At 26.7% G+C, this 19309-nt stretch carries 19 protein-coding genes and 1 pseudogene; 7 read left to right on the forward strand and 13 right to left on the reverse strand.

Features of this window, described 5'->3' with window-relative positions; translation table 11 throughout:
- Positions 1–2 precede the first annotated feature (2 nt).
- Positions 3–734, reverse strand: a complete 732-nt coding sequence (locus H0H47_RS02770; RefSeq protein ID WP_185865959.1) for an isoprenyl transferase — start codon at positions 732–734, stop codon at positions 3–5.
- 59 nt (positions 735–793) lie between these two features.
- The gene (locus H0H47_RS02775) at positions 794–1678 is read right to left on the reverse strand and encodes an NAD kinase (RefSeq protein ID WP_185865960.1); all 885 of its coding nucleotides are present in this window, start codon (positions 1676–1678) and stop codon (positions 794–796) included.
- A 106-nt stretch (positions 1679–1784) separates the two neighbouring features.
- Here H0H47_RS02775 and H0H47_RS02780 point away from each other — a divergent pair.
- The 3 genes and pseudogenes from H0H47_RS02780 (at position 1785) to aroQ (ending at position 3865) form a co-directional block, all read left to right on the forward strand.
- A pseudogene (locus H0H47_RS02780) lies at positions 1785–2713 on the forward strand (mevalonate kinase family protein).
- A gap of 13 nt (positions 2714–2726) precedes the next feature.
- Positions 2727–3437 (forward strand): pseudouridine synthase, encoded by a 711-nt coding sequence (locus tag H0H47_RS02785; protein WP_185865961.1) that lies wholly within the window; start codon positions 2727–2729, stop codon positions 3435–3437.
- Complete coding sequence (gene aroQ, locus H0H47_RS02790) at positions 3434–3865, forward strand: type II 3-dehydroquinate dehydratase (RefSeq protein WP_185865962.1); 432 nt, start codon at positions 3434–3436, stop codon at positions 3863–3865. Before H0H47_RS02785 ends, aroQ begins: the two co-directional genes overlap by 4 nt.
- On the opposite strand, the gene yihA is transcribed toward aroQ, so the two are convergent.
- From yihA to H0H47_RS02815, 5 genes are read right to left on the reverse strand one after another with little or no spacing between them, the layout of a single operon-like run.
- Positions 3826–4455: a ribosome biogenesis GTP-binding protein YihA/YsxC gene (yihA, locus tag H0H47_RS02795; protein ID WP_185865963.1), complete on the reverse strand. Its 630-nt coding sequence runs from the start codon at positions 4453–4455 to the stop codon at positions 3826–3828. The two genes, aroQ and yihA, sit on opposite strands and share 40 nt — an antisense overlap.
- Complete coding sequence (locus H0H47_RS02800) at positions 4430–5221, reverse strand: alpha/beta fold hydrolase (RefSeq protein ID WP_185866314.1); 792 nt, start codon at positions 5219–5221, stop codon at positions 4430–4432. Before H0H47_RS02800 ends, yihA begins: the two co-directional genes overlap by 26 nt.
- Before the next feature lie 13 nt (positions 5222–5234).
- Positions 5235–5969 (reverse strand): ribonuclease III family protein, encoded by a 735-nt coding sequence (locus H0H47_RS02805; RefSeq protein ID WP_185865964.1) that lies wholly within the window; start codon positions 5967–5969, stop codon positions 5235–5237.
- A complete protein-coding gene (gene fabF, locus H0H47_RS02810) occupies positions 5959–7218 on the reverse strand; it encodes a beta-ketoacyl-ACP synthase II (protein WP_185865965.1) in 1260 nt (419 codons plus the stop codon). Before fabF ends, H0H47_RS02805 begins: the two co-directional genes overlap by 11 nt.
- Positions 7219–7245: 27 nt before the next feature.
- Positions 7246–7506, reverse strand: a complete 261-nt coding sequence (locus H0H47_RS02815) for an acyl carrier protein (protein WP_185866315.1) — start codon at positions 7504–7506, stop codon at positions 7246–7248.
- 108 nt (positions 7507–7614) lie between these two features.
- Here H0H47_RS02815 and H0H47_RS02820 point away from each other — a divergent pair, with 108 nt between their 5' ends.
- Positions 7615–9198 (forward strand): phosphoenolpyruvate carboxykinase (ATP), encoded by a 1584-nt coding sequence (locus tag H0H47_RS02820; RefSeq protein ID WP_185865966.1) that lies wholly within the window; start codon positions 7615–7617, stop codon positions 9196–9198.
- Here H0H47_RS02820 and H0H47_RS02825 read toward each other — a convergent pair.
- A complete protein-coding gene (locus H0H47_RS02825; RefSeq protein WP_185865967.1) occupies positions 9185–9793 on the reverse strand; it encodes a riboflavin synthase in 609 nt (202 codons plus the stop codon). The genes H0H47_RS02820 and H0H47_RS02825 overlap by 14 nt on opposite strands.
- Positions 9794–9827: 34 nt before the next feature.
- On the opposite strand from H0H47_RS02825, the gene pdxA reads away from it, so the two are divergent.
- Positions 9828–10877: a 4-hydroxythreonine-4-phosphate dehydrogenase PdxA gene (gene pdxA, locus H0H47_RS02830; protein WP_185865968.1), complete on the forward strand. Its 1050-nt coding sequence runs from the start codon at positions 9828–9830 to the stop codon at positions 10875–10877.
- On the opposite strand, the gene H0H47_RS02835 is transcribed toward pdxA, so the two are convergent.
- A complete protein-coding gene (locus H0H47_RS02835) occupies positions 10872–11105 on the reverse strand; it encodes a F0F1 ATP synthase subunit epsilon (RefSeq protein WP_185865969.1) in 234 nt (77 codons plus the stop codon). The two genes, pdxA and H0H47_RS02835, sit on opposite strands and share 6 nt — an antisense overlap.
- Complete coding sequence (gene atpD, locus H0H47_RS02840) at positions 11086–12609, reverse strand: F0F1 ATP synthase subunit beta (RefSeq protein WP_185866316.1); 1524 nt, start codon at positions 12607–12609, stop codon at positions 11086–11088. Before atpD ends, H0H47_RS02835 begins: the two co-directional genes overlap by 20 nt.
- 87 nt (positions 12610–12696) lie before the next feature.
- On the opposite strand from atpD, the gene H0H47_RS02845 reads away from it, so the two are divergent.
- Both H0H47_RS02845 and H0H47_RS02850 read left to right on the forward strand, forming a co-directional pair.
- The gene (locus H0H47_RS02845; protein WP_185865970.1) at positions 12697–13635 is read left to right on the forward strand and encodes a bifunctional riboflavin kinase/FAD synthetase; all 939 of its coding nucleotides are present in this window, start codon (positions 12697–12699) and stop codon (positions 13633–13635) included.
- The gene (locus H0H47_RS02850; RefSeq protein ID WP_185865971.1) at positions 13619–16291 is read left to right on the forward strand and encodes a PD-(D/E)XK nuclease family protein; all 2673 of its coding nucleotides are present in this window, start codon (positions 13619–13621) and stop codon (positions 16289–16291) included. The genes H0H47_RS02845 and H0H47_RS02850 overlap by 17 nt, the downstream gene beginning before the upstream one ends.
- Here the strand turns inward: H0H47_RS02850 and leuB are convergent.
- The 3 genes from leuB to leuC are packed head-to-tail and all read right to left on the reverse strand — an operon-like array spanning position 16285 to position 19308.
- Positions 16285–17346 (reverse strand): 3-isopropylmalate dehydrogenase, encoded by a 1062-nt coding sequence (gene leuB, locus H0H47_RS02855; protein ID WP_185865972.1) that lies wholly within the window; start codon positions 17344–17346, stop codon positions 16285–16287. The two genes, H0H47_RS02850 and leuB, sit on opposite strands and share 7 nt — an antisense overlap.
- Complete coding sequence (gene leuD / locus H0H47_RS02860) at positions 17343–17939, reverse strand: 3-isopropylmalate dehydratase small subunit (protein ID WP_185865973.1); 597 nt, start codon at positions 17937–17939, stop codon at positions 17343–17345. Before leuD ends, leuB begins: the two co-directional genes overlap by 4 nt.
- Positions 17914–19308: a 3-isopropylmalate dehydratase large subunit gene (leuC, locus tag H0H47_RS02865; protein ID WP_185865974.1), complete on the reverse strand. Its 1395-nt coding sequence runs from the start codon at positions 19306–19308 to the stop codon at positions 17914–17916. Before leuC ends, leuD begins: the two co-directional genes overlap by 26 nt.
- Position 19309: the final 1 nt, after the last annotated feature.

Genomic DNA, 19309 nt, shown 5'->3' on the forward strand with positions numbered 1-19309 from the left:
ATTTATTCAACGTTTCCAAAACGACGTTTTCTTTTTTGATAATTGATGATGGCTTCAAAGAAATCTTTTTTTCGAAAATCAGGCCACAAAATATTTGTAAAATACAGTTCTGCATAAGCAGACTGCCAAAGCAAAAAATTGCTAATACGTTGTTCTCCACTAGTTCTGATGATTAAATCGACATCTGGTAAATCTTTAGTGTATAAATGATCTTGAAAAATAGAATCATCTATATCTCTTAATGAAAATAAACCATCGCAAATTTTTTTAGCAATGTTTTTCGTTGCTCTTAAAATTTCTCTTCTAGCACTATAACTTAGTGCGAGTATCAAGGTTCCTGATGTATTATGTTTGGTTTTTTTCATGAAAAAAAATAGTTCTTTTTGAATAATTTCGGAAAATCTTTCAATTTCTCCTATTGTAATAATTTTCACATCTTTCTCATGAATTTCTTTTAAATGAATTTTTAAATTCGTATGAAATAAACGCATTAAATCATCTATTTCTTTCTTTGGTCTATTCCAATTTTCATAAGAAAACACATATAAAGTCATATAAGGAATTCTCAATTCTTTGCATCCGTTTATAGTTTCTCTTACTGATTGTATTGCTTTTTCATGACCAAATGTTCTTAATTTTCCTTTTTTTTCGGCCCAACGACCATTTCCATCCATAATAATAGCTACATGATGAGGAATATTATTATGATCTATTTTTTTTAATAAATTTTCCATAAAAAATCATAAATACATCTTTGACAAAGATATAAATAAAAAATAAAGATTTTTTACATTCAATTTCTTTGATCCATTCCCCATAAAAGTTTTTCTCGCAATGTTTTATAATAAGTATTCTTTCCTTCCTGAAGAAGATAAATATAAAAGGGAGCTTTTTGAATATACAATTCATTCTCCTTATTTAGAGAAGTAAGTCTAGTATCCATAGATAAAGAATAAGATTTAACACGACTATGTATTTTCAAATGAACTTTTTGATGATCTGATATAATTAGTGGACGTGAAAATAGATTATGTGGAGATATAGGTGTAAGAACAAAATTTTTATTATCAGGACTGATAATAGGACCTCCACAACTCAAAGAATATCCAGTTGATCCAGTCGGAGTCGAAATAATCAATCCATCCGCCCAATAAGAAGTTAGAAATTCATTATCAATATAAGCATCTATGGTGATCATAGAAACTGTTTCCTTGCGAAGAATCACAATCTCATTTAGGGCAAAATTAAAAAACTGATGATGATCAGTTCTTGAAGTTTTCAACCACAATAAACTTCTAGGCATTATATGAAGCTTTTTATTGAAAATTTGATCTATTTTTTGAATAAATACATCTTTGTTGAAAGTAGCCAAAAAACCGAGATTTCCTGTATTTACTCCAACTATAGGGATTCCAGAATCCCTGATCAATGTGATAGCAGATAAAATAGTTCCATCCCCTCCAAAAGTAAACATTAAACTGAAATCCTTAGTTAATTCTTTATAATGAGAAAATACAGGAAAATCTAAATTTTTAAATTTCTCAAAAGAGGACAAAACATCAAAAAATGATTTTTCAATATGAATTTCTATTGAATGACTACATGCATAGCCTATGAACTGATTTAAATATGGTATATTTTTTTCTCCAAATTTCTGTCCATATACGGCTATTTTCATTTTAATTTTTCTTAAAAAAACTAAAAGAAAATTACGAAATTAAATATTTAAAAAAAATTAATTCAGTTTTTATTAAATTTGTTTCCTAAAAAAGAAAAAAAATAATATGAAAGAATCTTTATTTTCTGCAAAAGTTTTGTTATTTGGAGAATATGGAATTCTAGAAAACTCAAGTGGCCTTTCTATCCCTCACAATTTTTATAAAGGAACTTTAAAATTTAATTCTGTACTTAATAAAGATATTTTATGTTCTAATCATGAAATTAAAAAATATTATAATTTTTTATCTGTTTTAGAAAAAAAAAACTAATTTTAACAAAATTAGATCTAAAAAAACTACGTTTAGATATACAAAGAGGGTTATCTTTTCATTCAAATATCCCTCAGGGATATGGAATAGGAAGTTCTGGAGCATTAGTTGCAGCCATTTATGACAAATATGCAAAAGATAAATTCAAAAAATTTTTGAAAAATGAAAATATAATAATTTTGAAAAAAATATTTAGTCAAATGGAATCTTTTTTTCATGGAAAAAGCTCCGGAATAGATCCTTTGATTTGCTATTTAAATTTGCCTCTACTTATTCGTTCAGAAACAGATATATCCATAATCGGACTTCCCAAAAAAAACAAAGGAGAAGGAGCTGTTTTTTTATTAAATTCTGGAGTTCCTAGAAAAACTTCTTCTATGATAGAATTTTTCTTTGGAAAATTAAAACATGATAAATTCAAGAAAATTCTAAGAGAAGAATTTATAAAATACAATGAAAAATGTATTGAATCTTTTTTAAAAAAAGATTTCAAAATTTTATTAAAAAATGTTAAAAAACTTTCTACTTGGGTTTTTCATCATTTTCGTCCTATGATTCCAAAAAATTTCCGGAAAATATGGAAAGAAGGAATATTTAATAATATTCATTATTTAAAATTGTGTGGATCTGGAGGAGGAGGATTTATTTTGGGATTTACTCCAAATTATGACCTTTCGAAAATAAAATTGGAAAAATATACAATGGAAGTCCTCTTTCGTTTTTAATTTTTAATTTTCTATGCATCATAATAAAATTAGACTAAATCATTACTTATCTAATGCAGGAGTTTCTTCCAGAAGAAAAGCCGATAAACTTATTAGATCTGGTTCTATAGAAGTTAATGGAAAAACTATTTATAAATTAGGGACTATTATTCATACAAATGATATTGTAAAATGTCATGGATCAAAAATTAAAATTCAAAATAAAATTTATATATTACTTAATAAACCCAGAGGTTTTATCACTACAACAAAAGATCCATTTAACAGAAAAACAGTAATGAATTTAATTCCAAATTTTTCTAAATACAGAATTTTTCCCGTAGGAAGATTAGATTATTCGACTACTGGAGTCTTGCTTCTCACAAATGATGGATTTCTAGCTGAAAAACTAACTCACCCAAAATATAATGTCAGAAAGACATATCATGTTTCATTAAACAAAGAAATTAAAAATGAAGATTTAGATAAAATCAGAAAAGGAAAAATTCATTTAAAAGAAGGAAGGGTTAAAGTGATTTTTGTAAATAAAAGTCATTCAAAAAATAAAATTAAAATAGGATTATATATCGGATGGAATAGAATTATTAAACGCATTTTTAAAAAATTAGATTATAAAGTCATTCAATTGGACAGAGTCTGTTTTGGTGGATTCTCCAAAACAAATATTCAAGTAGGGAACTGGTGCTTTTTAAATCAAAAAGAAGTAAAAAATATAATAACATGAAAAAAATAACCATTGTAAATGGTCCTAATTTGAATCTTTTAGGAAAACGAGAACCAGAATTATACGGAACTGAAAATTTTCTAGATTATCTTAATAAGATAAGAAAAAAAAAACTTTTCTCTAATATAGAAATTATTTACTATCAAAATAATAGTGAAGGTAAAATTATAGATATTTTGCATTCTTTAGGATTTCAATCGGATGGTATTGTATTGAATGCAGGTGCCTACACTCATACTTCTATAGGAATTGCTGATGCAATCAAATCTATACCAGCTCCGGTTATAGAAATTCATATTTCCAATATTCATTCAAGAGAATCTTTCAGAAAAAAATCATTCCTTTCTCCAGTGTGTAAAGGAACTATTTTTGGTTTTGGTTTAAAATCCTATGAATTAGGAATAATTAGTTTTTGTTTACAGGATTGATAAAAATCATTTAGTTTTTTTTTAATATATCTAATAATATTATCTCTTCCATATTTTTTCTTTGCGGAAATTTTAAACCATACCGGCATAATTAAACCGTTTTTTTCAATTTTTTCGATACAAAAAGAAATATTTTTTTCAATAAATTGATGATTTAATTTGTCTATTTTTGTAAAAACAATGCAAAAATTTATTTTTGTACTGTTTAATCTTTGCATGAAATCCAAATCTATTTGTTGTATCACATATCTAGAATCTATTAACAGAAATAAACAAACAAGATTTTTTCTATGAAAAATATAATCTACAATTAATTTTTGTGTTTTTTTTTTATTTTTTTTTTCTGAAAAAAATCCATATCCCGGTAAATCGATCAAATACCATTGATCATTGATCAAAAAATGATTGATATATTGAGTCCTTCCAGGATAAGAAGAAACTTTAGCTATTTTTTTTCTTCCAGTTATGCAATTTATTAAACTGGATTTTCCAACATTAGAACGTCCTGCAAAAGCATATTCAGGAAAATCATCAATCAACATGTTGATCCTTCTTGAACTTCCTTTAAATTTTACAGAAAAAATTTTCATGATTAAAATCAAATTTAGAAAGCCATTTTTCTAATATTTCTATAAATTTTTTAGGATGTTCCATCATAGGAACATGTCCACATTTATCTATCCAATGTAATTCAGAATCAGGCAACAATCTATGAAATTCTTCCGCAACTTCTGGTGGAGTCACATGATCTTGTTTCCCCCAAATTAAACAAATAGGTTGTTGAATAATAGATAAATCTTTAGACATATTATATTTCATAGCACTTTTAGCAATATATAAAGTTTTAATTCCCCTTTTTTTATCATTGACAATATGAAACACTTCATCTACTAATTCTTTGGTCGCTATTTTAGGATCATAAAATACTTCTTGTGATTTTTTTCTGATATATTCATAATTTTCTCTTTTGGGGAAAGCATCTCCAAAAGCTTTTTCAAACAAACCTGAACTTCCCGTAAGAACTACAGAATGGACTAAATCTATTCTTTTTTTTGCTATAATTAAAGCAATATGTCCTCCAAGGGAATTTCCTACTAAAGTAGCTTTTTTAATTCCTATTTTCATCAAAAATTGGATAATATATTTAGATAAACTAGAAATATTTGTAAGAAATAATGGCATATTATAAAGAGGTAATGAAGGGATAATTACTTTATAACCTTTTTTTGGAAAAAAATCTAAAAGAGCTTTAAAATTACTTAATCCTCCCATTAACCCATGAAGCAAAATCAAAGGATGCCCACTTCCCTCTTTTATATGAGGAAATTTTCTTTCTTTTTTATCAAAATTAAGCATATTAAGCATCCTATTAAGTATTATTTTTTATACATTTTTTTTGAACAAGAAAATAAGCAGCTTTTGCAGCCATCTCCTCCGATTTTTTTTTTGAAGTTCCTTTTCCTTCAGCTTGAATTCCACATTCTAATACGGTCAACTCAGATAAATAAATAATTATGTTTTTATTTTCTATTTCTCTAAAAGTTTTAAAATTTATAATAAATTTATTTTTTTGAGACCATTCAATCATCCATACTTTATAACTAAAAATTTCATTTTGCAACTTCGTAATATTTACATAAGTATGCAATATTTTCTGATGTACGAAATCTTTACAACCTTGATATCCTATTTCTAAATAAATAAATCCTATTAAAGCTTCAAGTGTATTTCCCAATATGTTATCAGATATGACTGATTTATTAAAAATAATATCTGTAAGAGTTAATTTTCTAGAAATATCATTCAAATTTCTTCTGCATACTATTTTAGATCGTATTTGAGTTAACTCTCCTTCTTTTTTATCAGGAAGTTTTTCACATAAAAAATGTGAGATAATAGAATTTAACACAGCATCTCCTAAAAATTCGAGTCTTTGAAAATTAACAGAATAATTTTGATTCAAATTTTTTCTTTTTGGAGAAAAACTATAAATGAATACTTCCTTTAAAAATTTCGTGTTTTTTGGACAAAACCCTAATATATTTATTAATTTTTCGACTAGAATAGAATCTTCATCTTTTTCAAAAGTAGTATTAGACAACATTTATTTTTTTGAATAAAATACAAACATTGTGTCCTCCAAATCCGAAAGTATTACATATACTAATTTTTACTTCTCTTTTTATAGATTTATTTGGAGTAAAATTAATTTTTGGATCTATATTTCTATCTATATGAAATAAATTTATAGTTGGAGGGATTATTCCTTTTGTTAAAGGAAGTATAGAAGCAATAGCTTCTATTGCTCCTGCAGCACCTAATAAATGTCCTGTCATAGATTTTGTAGAATTAATATCTATATTATATATATTTTTATTAAAAACTTTTTGAATAGCTTTTACTTCTGCAAGATCTCCCAACTGAGTAGAAGTTCCATGAGAATTAATATGATCAACTTCTTCACATTTAATTCCTGCATCTTGAATAGCCGTCTTCATCGCTAAAACAATTCCTTTTCCTTCTGGATGAGGTGCCGTAATATGATAAGCATCTCCAGACATTCCTACTCCTCCTATTTCAGCATATATATAGGCTTCTCTTTCTTGAGCATGTTTATATTCTTCAAGTATAAGACATCCGGATCCCTCACCTAATACAAAACCATCTCTATCTTTATCAAAAGGACGTGATGCTGTTTGATAATCTTCATTTCTAGTAGACAAGGCATGTAAAGCATTAAACCCTCCTACTCCACTTTGGGTTATAGCAGCTTCAGAACCTCCTACAACCATTATATCTGCTTTTCCTAAACATATTAAATGATAAGCATCTACAATCGCATTAGAAGAAGAAGCACAAGCAGATACTGTTGCGTAATTTGGACCATGAAGGCCATAATTCATAGAAATAAAACCAGCAGTGATATCTATTAGCATTTTAGGAATAAAAAAAGGACTAAATCTAGGATATCTTCCTCCATTTACATAATCAGAAATAGATTCTTCCAAATTGAGGAGTCCTCCAATTCCTGAAGCCCAAATCACTCCAATTCTTTCTCTTTTTTCTTTTAAAAAATTAATTCCACTATTTTTTATGGCCTCTTCAGAAGCAACTATTCCATATTGTGCACAGGGGTCTAATTTTCGTCTTTCTTTTTTATTGAAAAAAAGACTCGGATCATAATTTTTTAATTCACAAGCAAATTTAGTCTTATATTTTTTAGTATTAAAATAAGTGATAGGAGCACATCCACTTTTTCCATTAATAAGAGAAATCCAATATTCTTTTACATTATTTCCTATCGGGGTAATAGAACCAATACCAGTAACTACTACTTTTTTTAATTTCTCCATATTCATACATACATAAAAAAATGCTAATCAGATTTTTTTATCAATATTCTTATCAATTAAAAGATCTTCTATAGCCTGTATGGCTTCGCCTACTGTTGTTATTTTTTCTGCCTTTTCATCAGAAATACTAATGTTAAATTCTTTTTCAAATTCCATGATAAGTTCTACTATATCTAAGGAATCTGCTCCTAAATCATTAGTGAAACTAGCAGTAGGAACAATTTCGCTTTCATCTACACTTAATTTATCTACAATAAGAGCATTGACTCTGGATGCAATGTCAGACATAGGATCATAATTTTTTTTATTGTACAAAATTAGTAAACTTTTGTAAATCATATATAAATTTGCTATATGCAGAAATAGTATATAATTACAGAAATCACAGAAGAATATATGATGCCTCTTTCTCTAGAAAATTACGGAATATTGAATTCTTATGACTATTATCAGTTAAATCCTTATGAATTACAAAACATAATTATTCAAAACGGAATGGGTGTAGAAACTAAATCAGGAGTTTTAGCAATAAATACTGGTTTATTCACTGGAAGATCCCCTGAAGATAGATTTATTGTAAAGGACAGTGTCACAGAAAAAAAAGTTTGGTGGGATGAGAAATTTAATCGATCTTTTAATCCAGAAAAATTTGATCATTTATATCGAAAAGTAGTTCGATACTTATCTGGAAAAACATTATACATTAGGGATGGATATCTTTGTTCTGATAAACGTTATCAGTTTAATGTTCGTTCTATTAGTGAATATCCATGGTCCGATTTATTTATTCATAATCTTTTCCTAAGGATTCCAAAGATTGGTAAAATTTTACCAGATTGGTTATTATTTTGTGCTCCAGGATTTCAAGCTGATCCTATGGAAGATGGAACACGTAAAAAAAATTTTTCTATATTGAATTTTTCCAAAAAAATAGTTTTGATTGGAGGGTCAGGATATACAGGAGAAATAAAAAAATCTATCTTTTCTGTCCTAAATTTCATACTACCTGTATACAAAAATGTATTCCCCATGCATTGTTCTGCAAATGTAGGAAAATATGAAAAAGATACAGCTCTTTTTTTTGGATTATCTGGAACAGGAAAAACGACTATATCCAATGATATCAACAGAAATTTGGTGGGAGATGATGAACATGGATGGACTTATGATAACATCATTTTTAATTTTGAAGGAGGATGTTATGCAAAAATATTAGGTATTTCTAGCGAAAAAGAACCTATGATATATCATGCTATAAAAAAAGGAGCTATGTTAGAAAATGTCATTTTAAAAAAAGAAACCAAAGAAGTTGATTTTTTAGATGATTCTATTACTCAAAATATTAGGATAAGCTATCCTATTCATTTTGTAAATAATATTGAGAAAAAATTATTATCTTCTAATATCAAAAATATTTTTTTTCTTACATATGATGCTTTTGGTGTTTTACCACCCATAGCTAAATTAAATAGAGCACAATCTTCTTATTATTTTTTATTAGGATATACATCTAAAGTTGCTGGAACTGAACTAAATATAGTTAACCCGAAAGCTACTTTTTCTTCTTGTTTTGGAGCTCCGTTCATGCCTTTACATCCTGTTCAATACACAAATATGCTAATGAAAAGATTAGAGAACACTAAAATAAATGTTTGGATGGTTAATACAGGATTAATATCAGGAGGATATTCATCCGGATATCGTATCAAATTAAATGATACTCGAAAAATAGTAAAAAGTGCTTTAGATGGTTTTTTATTAGAGGTCCCTTACGAAAAATATCCAATTTTTAATTTTAAAATCCCAAAATATTGTCCAGGAATATCTTCTCATATATTAAATCCAAAAAATTCATGGAAAAATGAAAAAATATATCAATATCAAGTCAAAACACTTGCTAGAAAATTTATTAACCATTTTAATATGTACAAAAAATATACAGACAAAAATATTTCATCTGGAGAACCTATTTTAGAATAAACATATCATTATAATTACTGATATATTTACTAATATATTTTCCTAATATATCAAACTCTACATTCACAATATCTCCTACTTTCATAAGGTTAAAATTTGTTTTCTTATAAGTATAAGGAATAATGGAAACGCTAAATATATAGTGATTACATGTTCTAATAGTAAGACTTATTCCATTTATAGCAATGGATCCTTTTTCTACAACTGTGTGATTTAATTTTTTTTTAGATCTAAAAAAAAATATCCAACTACCATTTCTATTTTCTATTTGAATAATTTCAGCAGTTGTATCTACATGTCCTTGTACTACATGTCCATTTAATCTTTCAAACATCATTAATCCTCTTTCTAGATTTACTTCATCTTTAATTTTTAAAAAATTTAAATTAGTACATAAAAAAGTTTCTTCAGAAGCTATAACTGAATAAGTTTTTTCATTAATATCTATAATAGTAAAACATATTCCATTATGACAAACACTTTCATTTATTCTAATTTCATCTAAAAATGGATTAATGAAAGTAATACAAAGATTATTTTTATCACGATTGAATTGATATACTTTTGTTGTACATTCTACAATACCAGTAAACATAATTATTTATAATTTTTATCAAATTAAATATTAAATGAATTATAGAAAAAAAAAAATTAGAGTGGGAGTTACCACAGGGGACATTCACGGAATAGGGATAGAGATTTTTTTAAAAGTATGTCGTAAAAAAAGACTTCTAGATTTTTTTACACCAATATTATTTGGATCTACTAAATTATGTTCTTATTATAATAAAATCTTAAATCTGGAGATAAATCATATCCGAGAAGTAAAAAATTTTAAAGAAATTATTGATTACAAAATCAATGTATTCAATATATGGAAAGAAGAACCCAAGTTTGATTCTATAAAAATCAATCATCCAGATTCAGGAAAATATCCTATTTTATCTTTAAAAAAAGCTGTGAAAGCTTTAAAAGAAGGAAAAATTGACGTACTTGTAACAGCTCCAGTCAACAAAAAATATATGAATTTGAAAGGTTTCTCATTTTTTGGACATACTGAATATTTACAAAATGTTTTGGAAGGAGAATCCCTAATGATAATGATTCATGATATTTTGAAAATAGCTTTAGTAACTAATCATTTGCCTTTAAAAAAAGTCTCTTCAGAATTAAACATAAAAAAAATAATAAAATCAATAAAAATTCTACATCAATCCCTTATTATTGATTTTTCTATAGAAAAACCAAAAATCGCAGTTTTAGGATGTAACCCTCATTCAAGTGATAATGGATTAACAGGAGATGAAGAAAAAACAAAAATTAAACCTGCTGTTGATTGTTTATTTCAAAAAAAAGGATGGCTGGTTTTTGGCCCTTATTCTTCAGACAGTTTTTTTGGAAATCAACTCTACCGTAATTTTGATGCTGTTTTAGCTATGTATCATGACCAAGGATTAATTCCTTTTAAAACATTAACTTTTAATCACGGTGTGAATTTTACAGCAGGTCTTTCCCACGTACGAACTTCTCCAGATCACGGTGTTGCCTATGATATAGCTAAAAAAGGAATTGCTAATCAAAATTCTTTTGAAGAAGCTATTTTTAGCGCTATAAAAATATTTAAAAATAGAAAAGAGTACATGAAACTCAGTTCTTATAAATCATCAAAATCATTATAAAATAACAATAATTGAATTATTTTTAACTTTCAAAAGTCCACTTTTTATTTTTATTTTTTTTCTATTTTTTTCATCAATATATAATTTGATGACCCCATTTTTTAATATGGATATAAAATAATCATGATTTTCTAATAGTTGAAAATATCCACATAAGCCAGGAGCTGTAATGGAAATTATATTTCCTTGATATAATATATGATCACAATCAAGAATTTTTACTTTCATAAGTTATCATTTTTTTTCCAGTTTCTATTACTTGTTCAATCGTTCCTTTTAGATTAAAGGCTGTTTCTGGAATGTGATCTAACTCACCATTTATTATCATATTGAATCCTTTGATTGTATCCTCAATTTTTACAAAAATCCCTTCAATCCCTGTAAACTGTTTTGCAACATGAAATGGTTGAGATAAAAAACGCTGAACACGTCTAGCCCTGGAAACTATTAATTTATCTTCTTCACTTAATTCTTCTATTCCTAGAATAGCTATAATATCTTGTAAAGAATTATATTTTTGTAAAATTTCTTTAACGCGTTGTGCGCAATTATAATGATCTTTGTCTATTATATCCGGAGACAAAATACGAGAAGTAGAATCCAAAGGATCTACTGCAGGATAGATTCCTAAAGATGCTATTTTTCTGGAAAGAACTGTTGTTGCATCTAAATGAGAAAATGTAATAGCAGGAGCTGGATCTGTTAAATCATCTGCAGGAACATAAACAGCTTGTACTGAAGTAATGGATCCTTTTTTCGTTGAAGTAATTCTTTCCTGCATAGAACCCATTTCTGATGATAAAGTTGGCTGATATCCTACAGATGAAGGAATCCTTCCTAATAATGCTGAAACTTCTGATCCTGCCTGAGTAAATCTAAATATATTGTCTATAAAAAACAAGACATCTTGTCCTTCTTTTCCTTCTACATATTGATCTCTATAATATTCAGCTAATGTTAATCCAGATAAGGCGACTCTAGCTCTAGCTCCGGGAGGCTCATTCATTTGACCAAAGACAAAAGCTGCTTTAGATTGCTTAAGTGCATCTTTATCTACTTTGGAAAGATCCCAATATCCTTTTTTCATGGATTTCATGAAAGAATCTCCATATTTTATAATTCCAGATTCTAACATTTCTCTTAATAAATCATTTCCTTCTCTAGATCTTTCTCCTACTCCCGCAAAAACAGATCTTCCTCCATGTCCTTTCGCTACATTATTGATTAATTCTTGTATTAGAACAGTTTTTCCTACACCTGCCCCACCAAATAAACCAATCTTTCCTCCTTTTGGATAAGGCTCTATTAAATCAATAACTTTAATCCCTGTATACAATATTTCTGTTTCTGTTGATAAGTCTTTAAATGCTGGAGGATCGCTGTGAATAGGTCTAGTTATAGATTTATCTATATCTCCTAATCCATCTATGCAATCTCCCAAAACATTAAAAACTCTACCATTGATGGATCCCCCTACAGGAACGCTAATTGGTTTTCCTAATCCATTTACTTCTAGTCCTCTTTGCAATCCATCTGTTACTTCCATAGAGATGCAACGAACATTTTTGTCCCCAATATGTTGTTGAACTTCTAAAACTATTTTGTTTTTTTTTGATAAATTGACTTCCAAAGCATCGTAAATTTTAGGAAGTGTCTCACTGTTTTTAAAAGAAACATCAATAATAGGTCCTATAATTTGAGTAATTATCCCCTTTATTTTTTTCTTATGCATCATGCAATCCCTTTTGATTAAAAAATCATAAAAATATAAATTCAGTATCTTTGTATTTGTAAATGTAAGAGAAAAAAGACAAAAATTTTGAAAATTTATTCATTTATTGATGAATTTTCTTCTTTTTCTCCATGTATATTGACTCTTGGAGTTTTTGATGGGGTTCATATGGGACATCAAAAAATAATTCAAAATCTAATTTTTAGATCTGAAAAAAAGTATTGTCCCGTTTTGCTTACTTTTTATCCACATCCAAAAGAAATATTAAATCCTGGTAAAAAATTTTTCTATTTAAACACTCTTCCTGAAAGGATATATAATTTGAAAAAATTAGGAGTAAAACATTTGATTATTCATCCTTTTACTATAAATTTTTCAAAATTAAGTACAAAAAACTTTTTCAAAAAAATTTTACATTCTAAATTTAGAATCAAAGAAATTATTACTGGATATGATTCTCATATTGGAAAAAATAGAGATGGTTCTCACGAAAAATTAAAAAAATTCTCTCATATTTACGGATTTAACCTGATAAAGGTTGAACCATATATATTTAACAAAAAAATAATTAGTTCTACCGATATTAGAAAATCTATTTTACTAGGAAATATACAATGGGCAAACAAAGCACTGGGGTCTTTTTATACATTATCCGGTAATGTAATAAAAGGAAAAGGAATAGGGAACACTATTGATTTTCCAACTGCAAATCTACAAGTAGATTCAAAAAAATTAATCCCAAAAAATGGAGTTTATGCTGTGAAAATTAATTATATGGATAATATTTATCGAGGAATGTTAAATATAGGAGTTAATCCTACTATTAATCCAAAAAATCAAAAAATCAATATAGAAGTACATATTTTTGATTTTTTTGAAAAAATTTATGGAAAAAAAATAGATGTTTTAATAATTCATATGATTCGAGAAGAAAAAAAGTTTAACACACTTCAAGAATTAAAAGAACATCTTAGAAAAGATGAAATAAATATTAAAAAATTTTTTTCTTGTGAAAAAAAAAATTGATCAAATCATTCAACACCTATTATTGTCAAAAAAAAAGAATCAGAAATATATATTAATATCAAAAGAAGATCCTGTTATAGAATATATAAAAAATAAATATAAATCAAAATTTAGCTTAGAGACTGAATTTTTTACAATTGAAAAATTTTTCGAAAAAATTTCCGGATTAAAAATTTTAGACAATCATTTTATTCTTCTTTATTTCTTTTCTATCTTAAAAAAAGATGATTTTTTAGAGAAAAATTTCAATAATTTTTTTAATTGGGGCCCTAAAATATTGAACGACTTTCAAAATATAGATATCAATATGATTGATGTGGAACGCTTTTTTTCTTCTATTATCTCTACAGAAAAAATAAAAAAGTGGAATTTTAATATTTTAGAACAAGAAAAATTTCTTTTTTGGGAAAAGATTCATGAATATTATTATACACTGCAATCTCAACTTTTAAAAAAAGGAATCACTTATCAAGGAATGCTTTTCAAAATAGCTATTTCTCGTTTTGGTTTTTTTTTATCTGAAAATTCACGTACAAAAATTTTGTTGTTTATAGATCTTATATTGAATAAATGTGAAAAAATTTTTGTTCAAAAAATCATTCAATATAGTCATGGATTAGTCTATAACTTATATGAATATGAAAATAAGATCCAAAAAAATATCCTTGAATCTAAAAATCAAAATAAAATTTATAAGACACATAAAAGATTTAATAATTTAAAAGTAATTGAAGTTTCAAAAGAAATAGAACAAGTAAAGATTGTAGAAAATATAGTATACAAATTGCTCAAAAAAGGAAAAAAACCCTACAGTATACTCATAATACCAGGAGATAAATGTTTATTTATACCGTTGTTAGATTCTATGAAAAAATTAGGAGTAAACATATCTATAAATATAGATTACTCCTTCAAAAATATTCCTATTTATTATACTTTTTATTCCATATTCCAATTATTATTAAGAAAAGAGAAATTTAACAAATTCACTAAAAAAGATGTTATTAGAGTTCTGTCTGATGGATATATTCAAAAGTTTTTTCTTAAAAAAAATTCTTTATTAAAAATATTGAAAACTGAAAACGATTCAGATTTTATTTCCGAAGATTTCATAAAAAAATATCTACTAAAAAATGATTTATGGATCATTTTTCAAATTTCAACTCACAACACAAGAATTATTCTTCTAAGTCTTATTGGTTTTATCAGAAAATTAAAAAAAATGCTTTTTTCAAATATGAATAAACATTTTATAGAATTAAAATTTCTTTTTAAACTAGAAGTTTATATCTACAAACTAAAAATAATAGTTAGAAAGAAGAAAAATTTATTTTTCGGAATAAACGACGTTTTTAATATATATGAACAATTCGTGAAAACAAAAAGTATACGATATATACATAAAAATAAAAGAGGGTTATACATAACAGGTTTTATGGATATTTTTTTTAAAAATTTCGATGTAGTGATCATTACCTCTTTTAATGAAGGAATTATTCCTCCAAAAAATCATGAAAAAAACTATTCTTTTATTCCTTTTGATCTTCGTCAAGGATTAAAAATGAAGGATTTTAATAATAAAGATTTTAATAATGATGTTTATTTTCATCATTTTATAAGAATTTTTCAATCTTCTGCAGAAACATATTTAATATATAAAAATCAACCAGATGAAATTAATTCTGGAGAAAAAAGTCGTTTTCTACATCAAATGGAAATGAATTATAAAATATCAACAGAAAAAATAAACAATCCATTTATTCCTATCAACTTACTAAAAGTCCCTATTGTAATTGAAAAAACAAAACCTATCATTTATCGTTTGCATGAATTAATTGTTCAAGGACTATCTCCTTCTTCTATTCATTTATATAATTACAACCCTCTTTTATTTTATTACAAAAAAATACTTAGTTTAAATGATCCAGAAGAAATTTCCTTTAAGAAAAAAGTAGGAAAAGTCATTCATCAGATATTAAAAATTTTATATTATCCCATAAGAGAAAATTTTATAACAATTAATTGTATTCACAATATGAAAAAAATTTCTGAATCTATTGTTAAAAAAGTTCTTTTAGAAAAACAAAAAACGATTGAAGGAAAAAACATGTTATTTTATTGTATAATAAAAACTTATATAGAAAATTTTATTTCATGGGATGAAAAATGCATTCAAAATGGACACAAAATCTTTGTGAAAGAAATAGAATGCAAAGTTTCTGCAATATTAAATGTAGGATCAAAACAAGTAAATCTACATGGAATCATCGATCGTATAGATGAATATGATGGTGTTCCTCGTATTCTTGATTACAAAATAGGATTTCAAAAAATTAAAGAAATGAATGTTTCTCTAAGAAATATTGAAAACATTTTTCATGATCCAAATTATGCCAATACTATGCAATTACTTATTTATGTTTATTTGTGGTTTAAATCCCCTATTTTTTTTGGAAATAAAAAAAGACCTCCTTCCATAGGAATTCTTTCCCCTGAAAAGAACGGAGAAATATCGAAAATTCCTATAAATTTTTTTCAGAAAAAAAAAATAAATATTACGTACGAAGATTATAAAAAAAATTTTCTTCCATTTCTTATTAAAAGGATATTAGAAATATTAGATCCAAAAAAGCCAATTATAGAAAAAATTTATTGATTTTGAATATATTTTTCTATATAATTTCCCACTTCTTCAGTGGTTGAAAAAAACTCTGATTCGATAATATCTGGTGTACATACTTTCTCTTCAATAGATTTTCTCACAGCTTTTTCTAAAAGATTTTTTTCTTTATGCATTCCAAAATATTCTAACATCATAGCCCCTGAAAGAATACATCCCAAAGGATTTGCTATATTTTTTCCCTTCGCTTGGGGGTAAGATCCATGTATGGGTTCAAACATAGATTTATGATTTCCTATAGAAGCTGAAGGCAATAATCCTAAAGAACTTGTAATTACACTAGACTCGTCTGAAAGAATATCTCCAAACATGTTATCTGTTAGAATAACATCAAATCTTCTAGGATTCATAATAATTTGCATAGCAGCATTATCTATATACAAAAAATCCAGATTTACACTTGGATAATCCAATGCTATTTTTCGAATAACTTCTCTCCATAATCTGGAAGTTTCTAATACATTTGCTTTATCCACTAATGTTACTTTTTTTTTTCGTCGATAAAGAGCTGCTTTAAAAGCCATCTCTCCAACTCTTTCAATTTCTTTTTTTGAATAAAAACAATAATCATAAGCTTCTTCTCCATTTTTAGAACGACCTTTTTCTCCAAAATAAATTCCTCCTGTCAATTCACGGTATATTATAAAATCAACCCCATCCAATAGTTCCTTTTTTATAGGTGATTTATTAACTTCTGAATAAACCATTATAGGACGAATATTGCAATATAAATTCATTCTTTTTCTTAATTTTAATAATCCATCTTCAGGCCTTTTCCCTCTTGGATTATGATCATATTTTTCGTCTCCTATACAACCAAATAAAACAGCATCTGATTTTAAACAAGTATCTATAGTTTTTTCCGGCATTGGATCTCCAAATTTTTCTATGGCTATAGATCCAGCTATAGTTTTATGATAATAAAAATCATGATTATATTTTTTTGCTATAGAGTTTAAAACTTTTATTGTTTGTTTCATGATTTCAGGACCTATTCCATCTCCTTCTATTACAGAAATATTTTTTTTCATAGAATATTTTTTCTATTTTTTTCAAAATTTTCTACATCTTTTCTTATGGAAACTAGAAAATCTATATCATCATAACCATTTAAAAAACAATTTTTTTTGTATGGATGCATATAAAATTTATCAAATTCTCCTGTTTCCATTATTGAGACCTTTTGATTGATTAAATCAACTTTTATTTTAATTTTCGGATTTTTTCCAATTGTTTCAAACAATATTTTCAAAAAATTTTCAGAAACTTCTACAGTTAGTAATCCATTGTTCAATGCATTTTCTCTAAAAATATCAGCAAAAAAACTAGATATTACAACTTTAAATCCATAATCGTAAATAGCCCATGCTGCATGTTCTCGACTGGACCCGCAACCAAAATTTCTTCCTGATAAAAGGATTTTTCCACTAAAATTAGAATTATTTAATATGAAATCTTCATTTAAAGATCCATCTTTTCTATAACGCCAATCTATAAAAAGGTTTTTCCCACATTCTTCACGTTTAATTTCTTTTAAAAAACGAGCTGGAATAATCTGATCTGTATCTATGTCCTCTATAGGCAATGGAATTGCTTGGCTAGTTAACATCGTAAATTTTCTCATGAATATATTTATTTACATCTACAATTTTTCCTTCAATAGCTATAACAGCAGCTGTTAAAGGACTTGCTAATAAAGTTCTAGATCCTGGGCCCTGTCTTCCTTCAAAGTTTCTATTAGATGTAGAAACACAATATTCTCCTGAAGGAATTTTATCCTCATTCATTCCCAAACAAGCAGAACATCCTGGTTGACGAAATTCAAATCCACAACTTTTAAAAATTCTATCTAATCCTTCTTCTTTAGCTTGTTTAACAACTTGATTTGACCCAGGAACTATCATTACACGAACATGATTCGCTTTCTTTTTCCCTTTTACTATAGAAGCAACTAATCTTAAATCTTCTATTCTAGAATTAGTGCAACTTCCTATAAAGATATAATCAATTTTTTTTCCTATTAAAGAATCTACATTAGATAATCCCATATAATTTAAAGATTTTAGATCTGTCTCTAATTTTGGAATAGATTCAGAAATTTTTATTGCCATACCAGGATTTGTTCCATAAGTTATCATAGGTTGTATTTCTTCAACATTAAAAACATACTCTTTATCAAATGTTGTATTCTCATCTGTTATTAAATGTTTCCAATATTCTATCATTTTATCCCCTTTTGATTTCTTGAAATATTTGCATTTTTTAATGTAATCAAAAGTAATTTGATCTGGAGCAATTAATCCTCCCTTTGCTCCCATTTCAATACTCATATTACAAATAGTCATTCTTCCTTCCATGCTCATTTTTTGAATAGAAGATCCTGTATATTCTATAAAATGACCGATTCCCGCATCCACTCCTAATTTTGAAATAATATACAAAATGACATCTTTTGGGGTGACTCCTCTCTTTAAATTTCCATTTAATTGAATTCTCATTTGTTTCGGTTTGGATAATAATAAACATTGACTAGCCATAACCATGGTTACTTGACTAGTTCCAATTCCGAAAGCTATACATCCAAAAGCCCCATGAGTAGAAGTGTGACTGTCTCCACAAACTATTGTCATCCCTGGTAAAGTATAACCTAATTCAGGACCAATCACATGGACTATTCCATTATTTTTATGACCTAGTTGATATAACGTGATTCCAAATTTTCGGCAATTATCTGTTAACAAATTGATTTGTTTTCTAGACAAAGAATCTAAAACAGGTAGATGTTGATTTATTGTAGGAACGTTATGATCCGCAGTTGCTATAATTTTCTTAGGTCTTAAAACAGAAAAATTCCTTTTTTCTAATTCTAGAAAAGCTTGAGGACTCGTTACTTCATGTATATAATGTCTATCAACATAAATAACATATATTCCGTTTTCTAATTCTTTGACTATATGAGACTCCCAAATTTTATCAAATAATGATTTTGACATT

The sequence above is a fragment of the Blattabacterium cuenoti genome (assembly GCF_014252075.1).
GTDB classification, from domain to species: Bacteria; Bacteroidota; Bacteroidia; order Flavobacteriales; family Blattabacteriaceae; genus Blattabacterium; species Blattabacterium cuenoti_AC.

What these genes read in the sequence shown, in the direction of transcription:
- H0H47_RS02770 (WP_185865959.1), bottom strand. Translation starts at nt 734, where the DNA reads ATGGAAAATTTATTAAAAAAAATAGATCATAATAATATTCCTCATCAT.
- H0H47_RS02775 (WP_185865960.1), bottom strand. Translation starts at nt 1,678, where the DNA reads ATGAAAATAGCCGTATATGGACAGAAATTTGGAGAAAAAAATATACCA.
- H0H47_RS02785 (WP_185865961.1), top strand. Translation starts at nt 2,727, where the DNA reads ATGCATCATAATAAAATTAGACTAAATCATTACTTATCTAATGCAGGA.
- aroQ (WP_185865962.1), top strand. Translation starts at nt 3,434, where the DNA reads ATGAAAAAAATAACCATTGTAAATGGTCCTAATTTGAATCTTTTAGGA.
- yihA (WP_185865963.1), bottom strand. Translation starts at nt 4,455, where the DNA reads ATGAAAATTTTTTCTGTAAAATTTAAAGGAAGTTCAAGAAGGATCAAC.
- H0H47_RS02800 (WP_185866314.1), bottom strand. Translation starts at nt 5,221, where the DNA reads ATGCTTAATTTTGATAAAAAAGAAAGAAAATTTCCTCATATAAAAGAG.
- H0H47_RS02805 (WP_185865964.1), bottom strand. Translation starts at nt 5,969, where the DNA reads ATGTTGTCTAATACTACTTTTGAAAAAGATGAAGATTCTATTCTAGTC.
- fabF (WP_185865965.1), bottom strand. Translation starts at nt 7,218, where the DNA reads ATGGAGAAATTAAAAAAAGTAGTAGTTACTGGTATTGGTTCTATTACC.
- H0H47_RS02815 (WP_185866315.1), bottom strand. Translation starts at nt 7,506, where the DNA reads ATGTCTGACATTGCATCCAGAGTCAATGCTCTTATTGTAGATAAATTA.
- H0H47_RS02820 (WP_185865966.1), top strand. Translation starts at nt 7,615, where the DNA reads ATGATGCCTCTTTCTCTAGAAAATTACGGAATATTGAATTCTTATGAC.
- H0H47_RS02825 (WP_185865967.1), bottom strand. Translation starts at nt 9,793, where the DNA reads ATGTTTACTGGTATTGTAGAATGTACAACAAAAGTATATCAATTCAAT.
- pdxA (WP_185865968.1), top strand. Translation starts at nt 9,828, where the DNA reads ATGAATTATAGAAAAAAAAAAATTAGAGTGGGAGTTACCACAGGGGAC.
- H0H47_RS02835 (WP_185865969.1), bottom strand. Translation starts at nt 11,105, where the DNA reads ATGAAAGTAAAAATTCTTGATTGTGATCATATATTATATCAAGGAAAT.
- atpD (WP_185866316.1), bottom strand. Translation starts at nt 12,609, where the DNA reads ATGCATAAGAAAAAAATAAAGGGGATAATTACTCAAATTATAGGACCT.
- leuB (WP_185865972.1), bottom strand. Translation starts at nt 17,346, where the DNA reads ATGAAAAAAAATATTTCTGTAATAGAAGGAGATGGAATAGGTCCTGAA.
- leuD (WP_185865973.1), bottom strand. Translation starts at nt 17,939, where the DNA reads ATGAGAAAATTTACGATGTTAACTAGCCAAGCAATTCCATTGCCTATA.
- leuC (WP_185865974.1), bottom strand. Translation starts at nt 19,308, where the DNA reads ATGTCAAAATCATTATTTGATAAAATTTGGGAGTCTCATATAGTCAAA.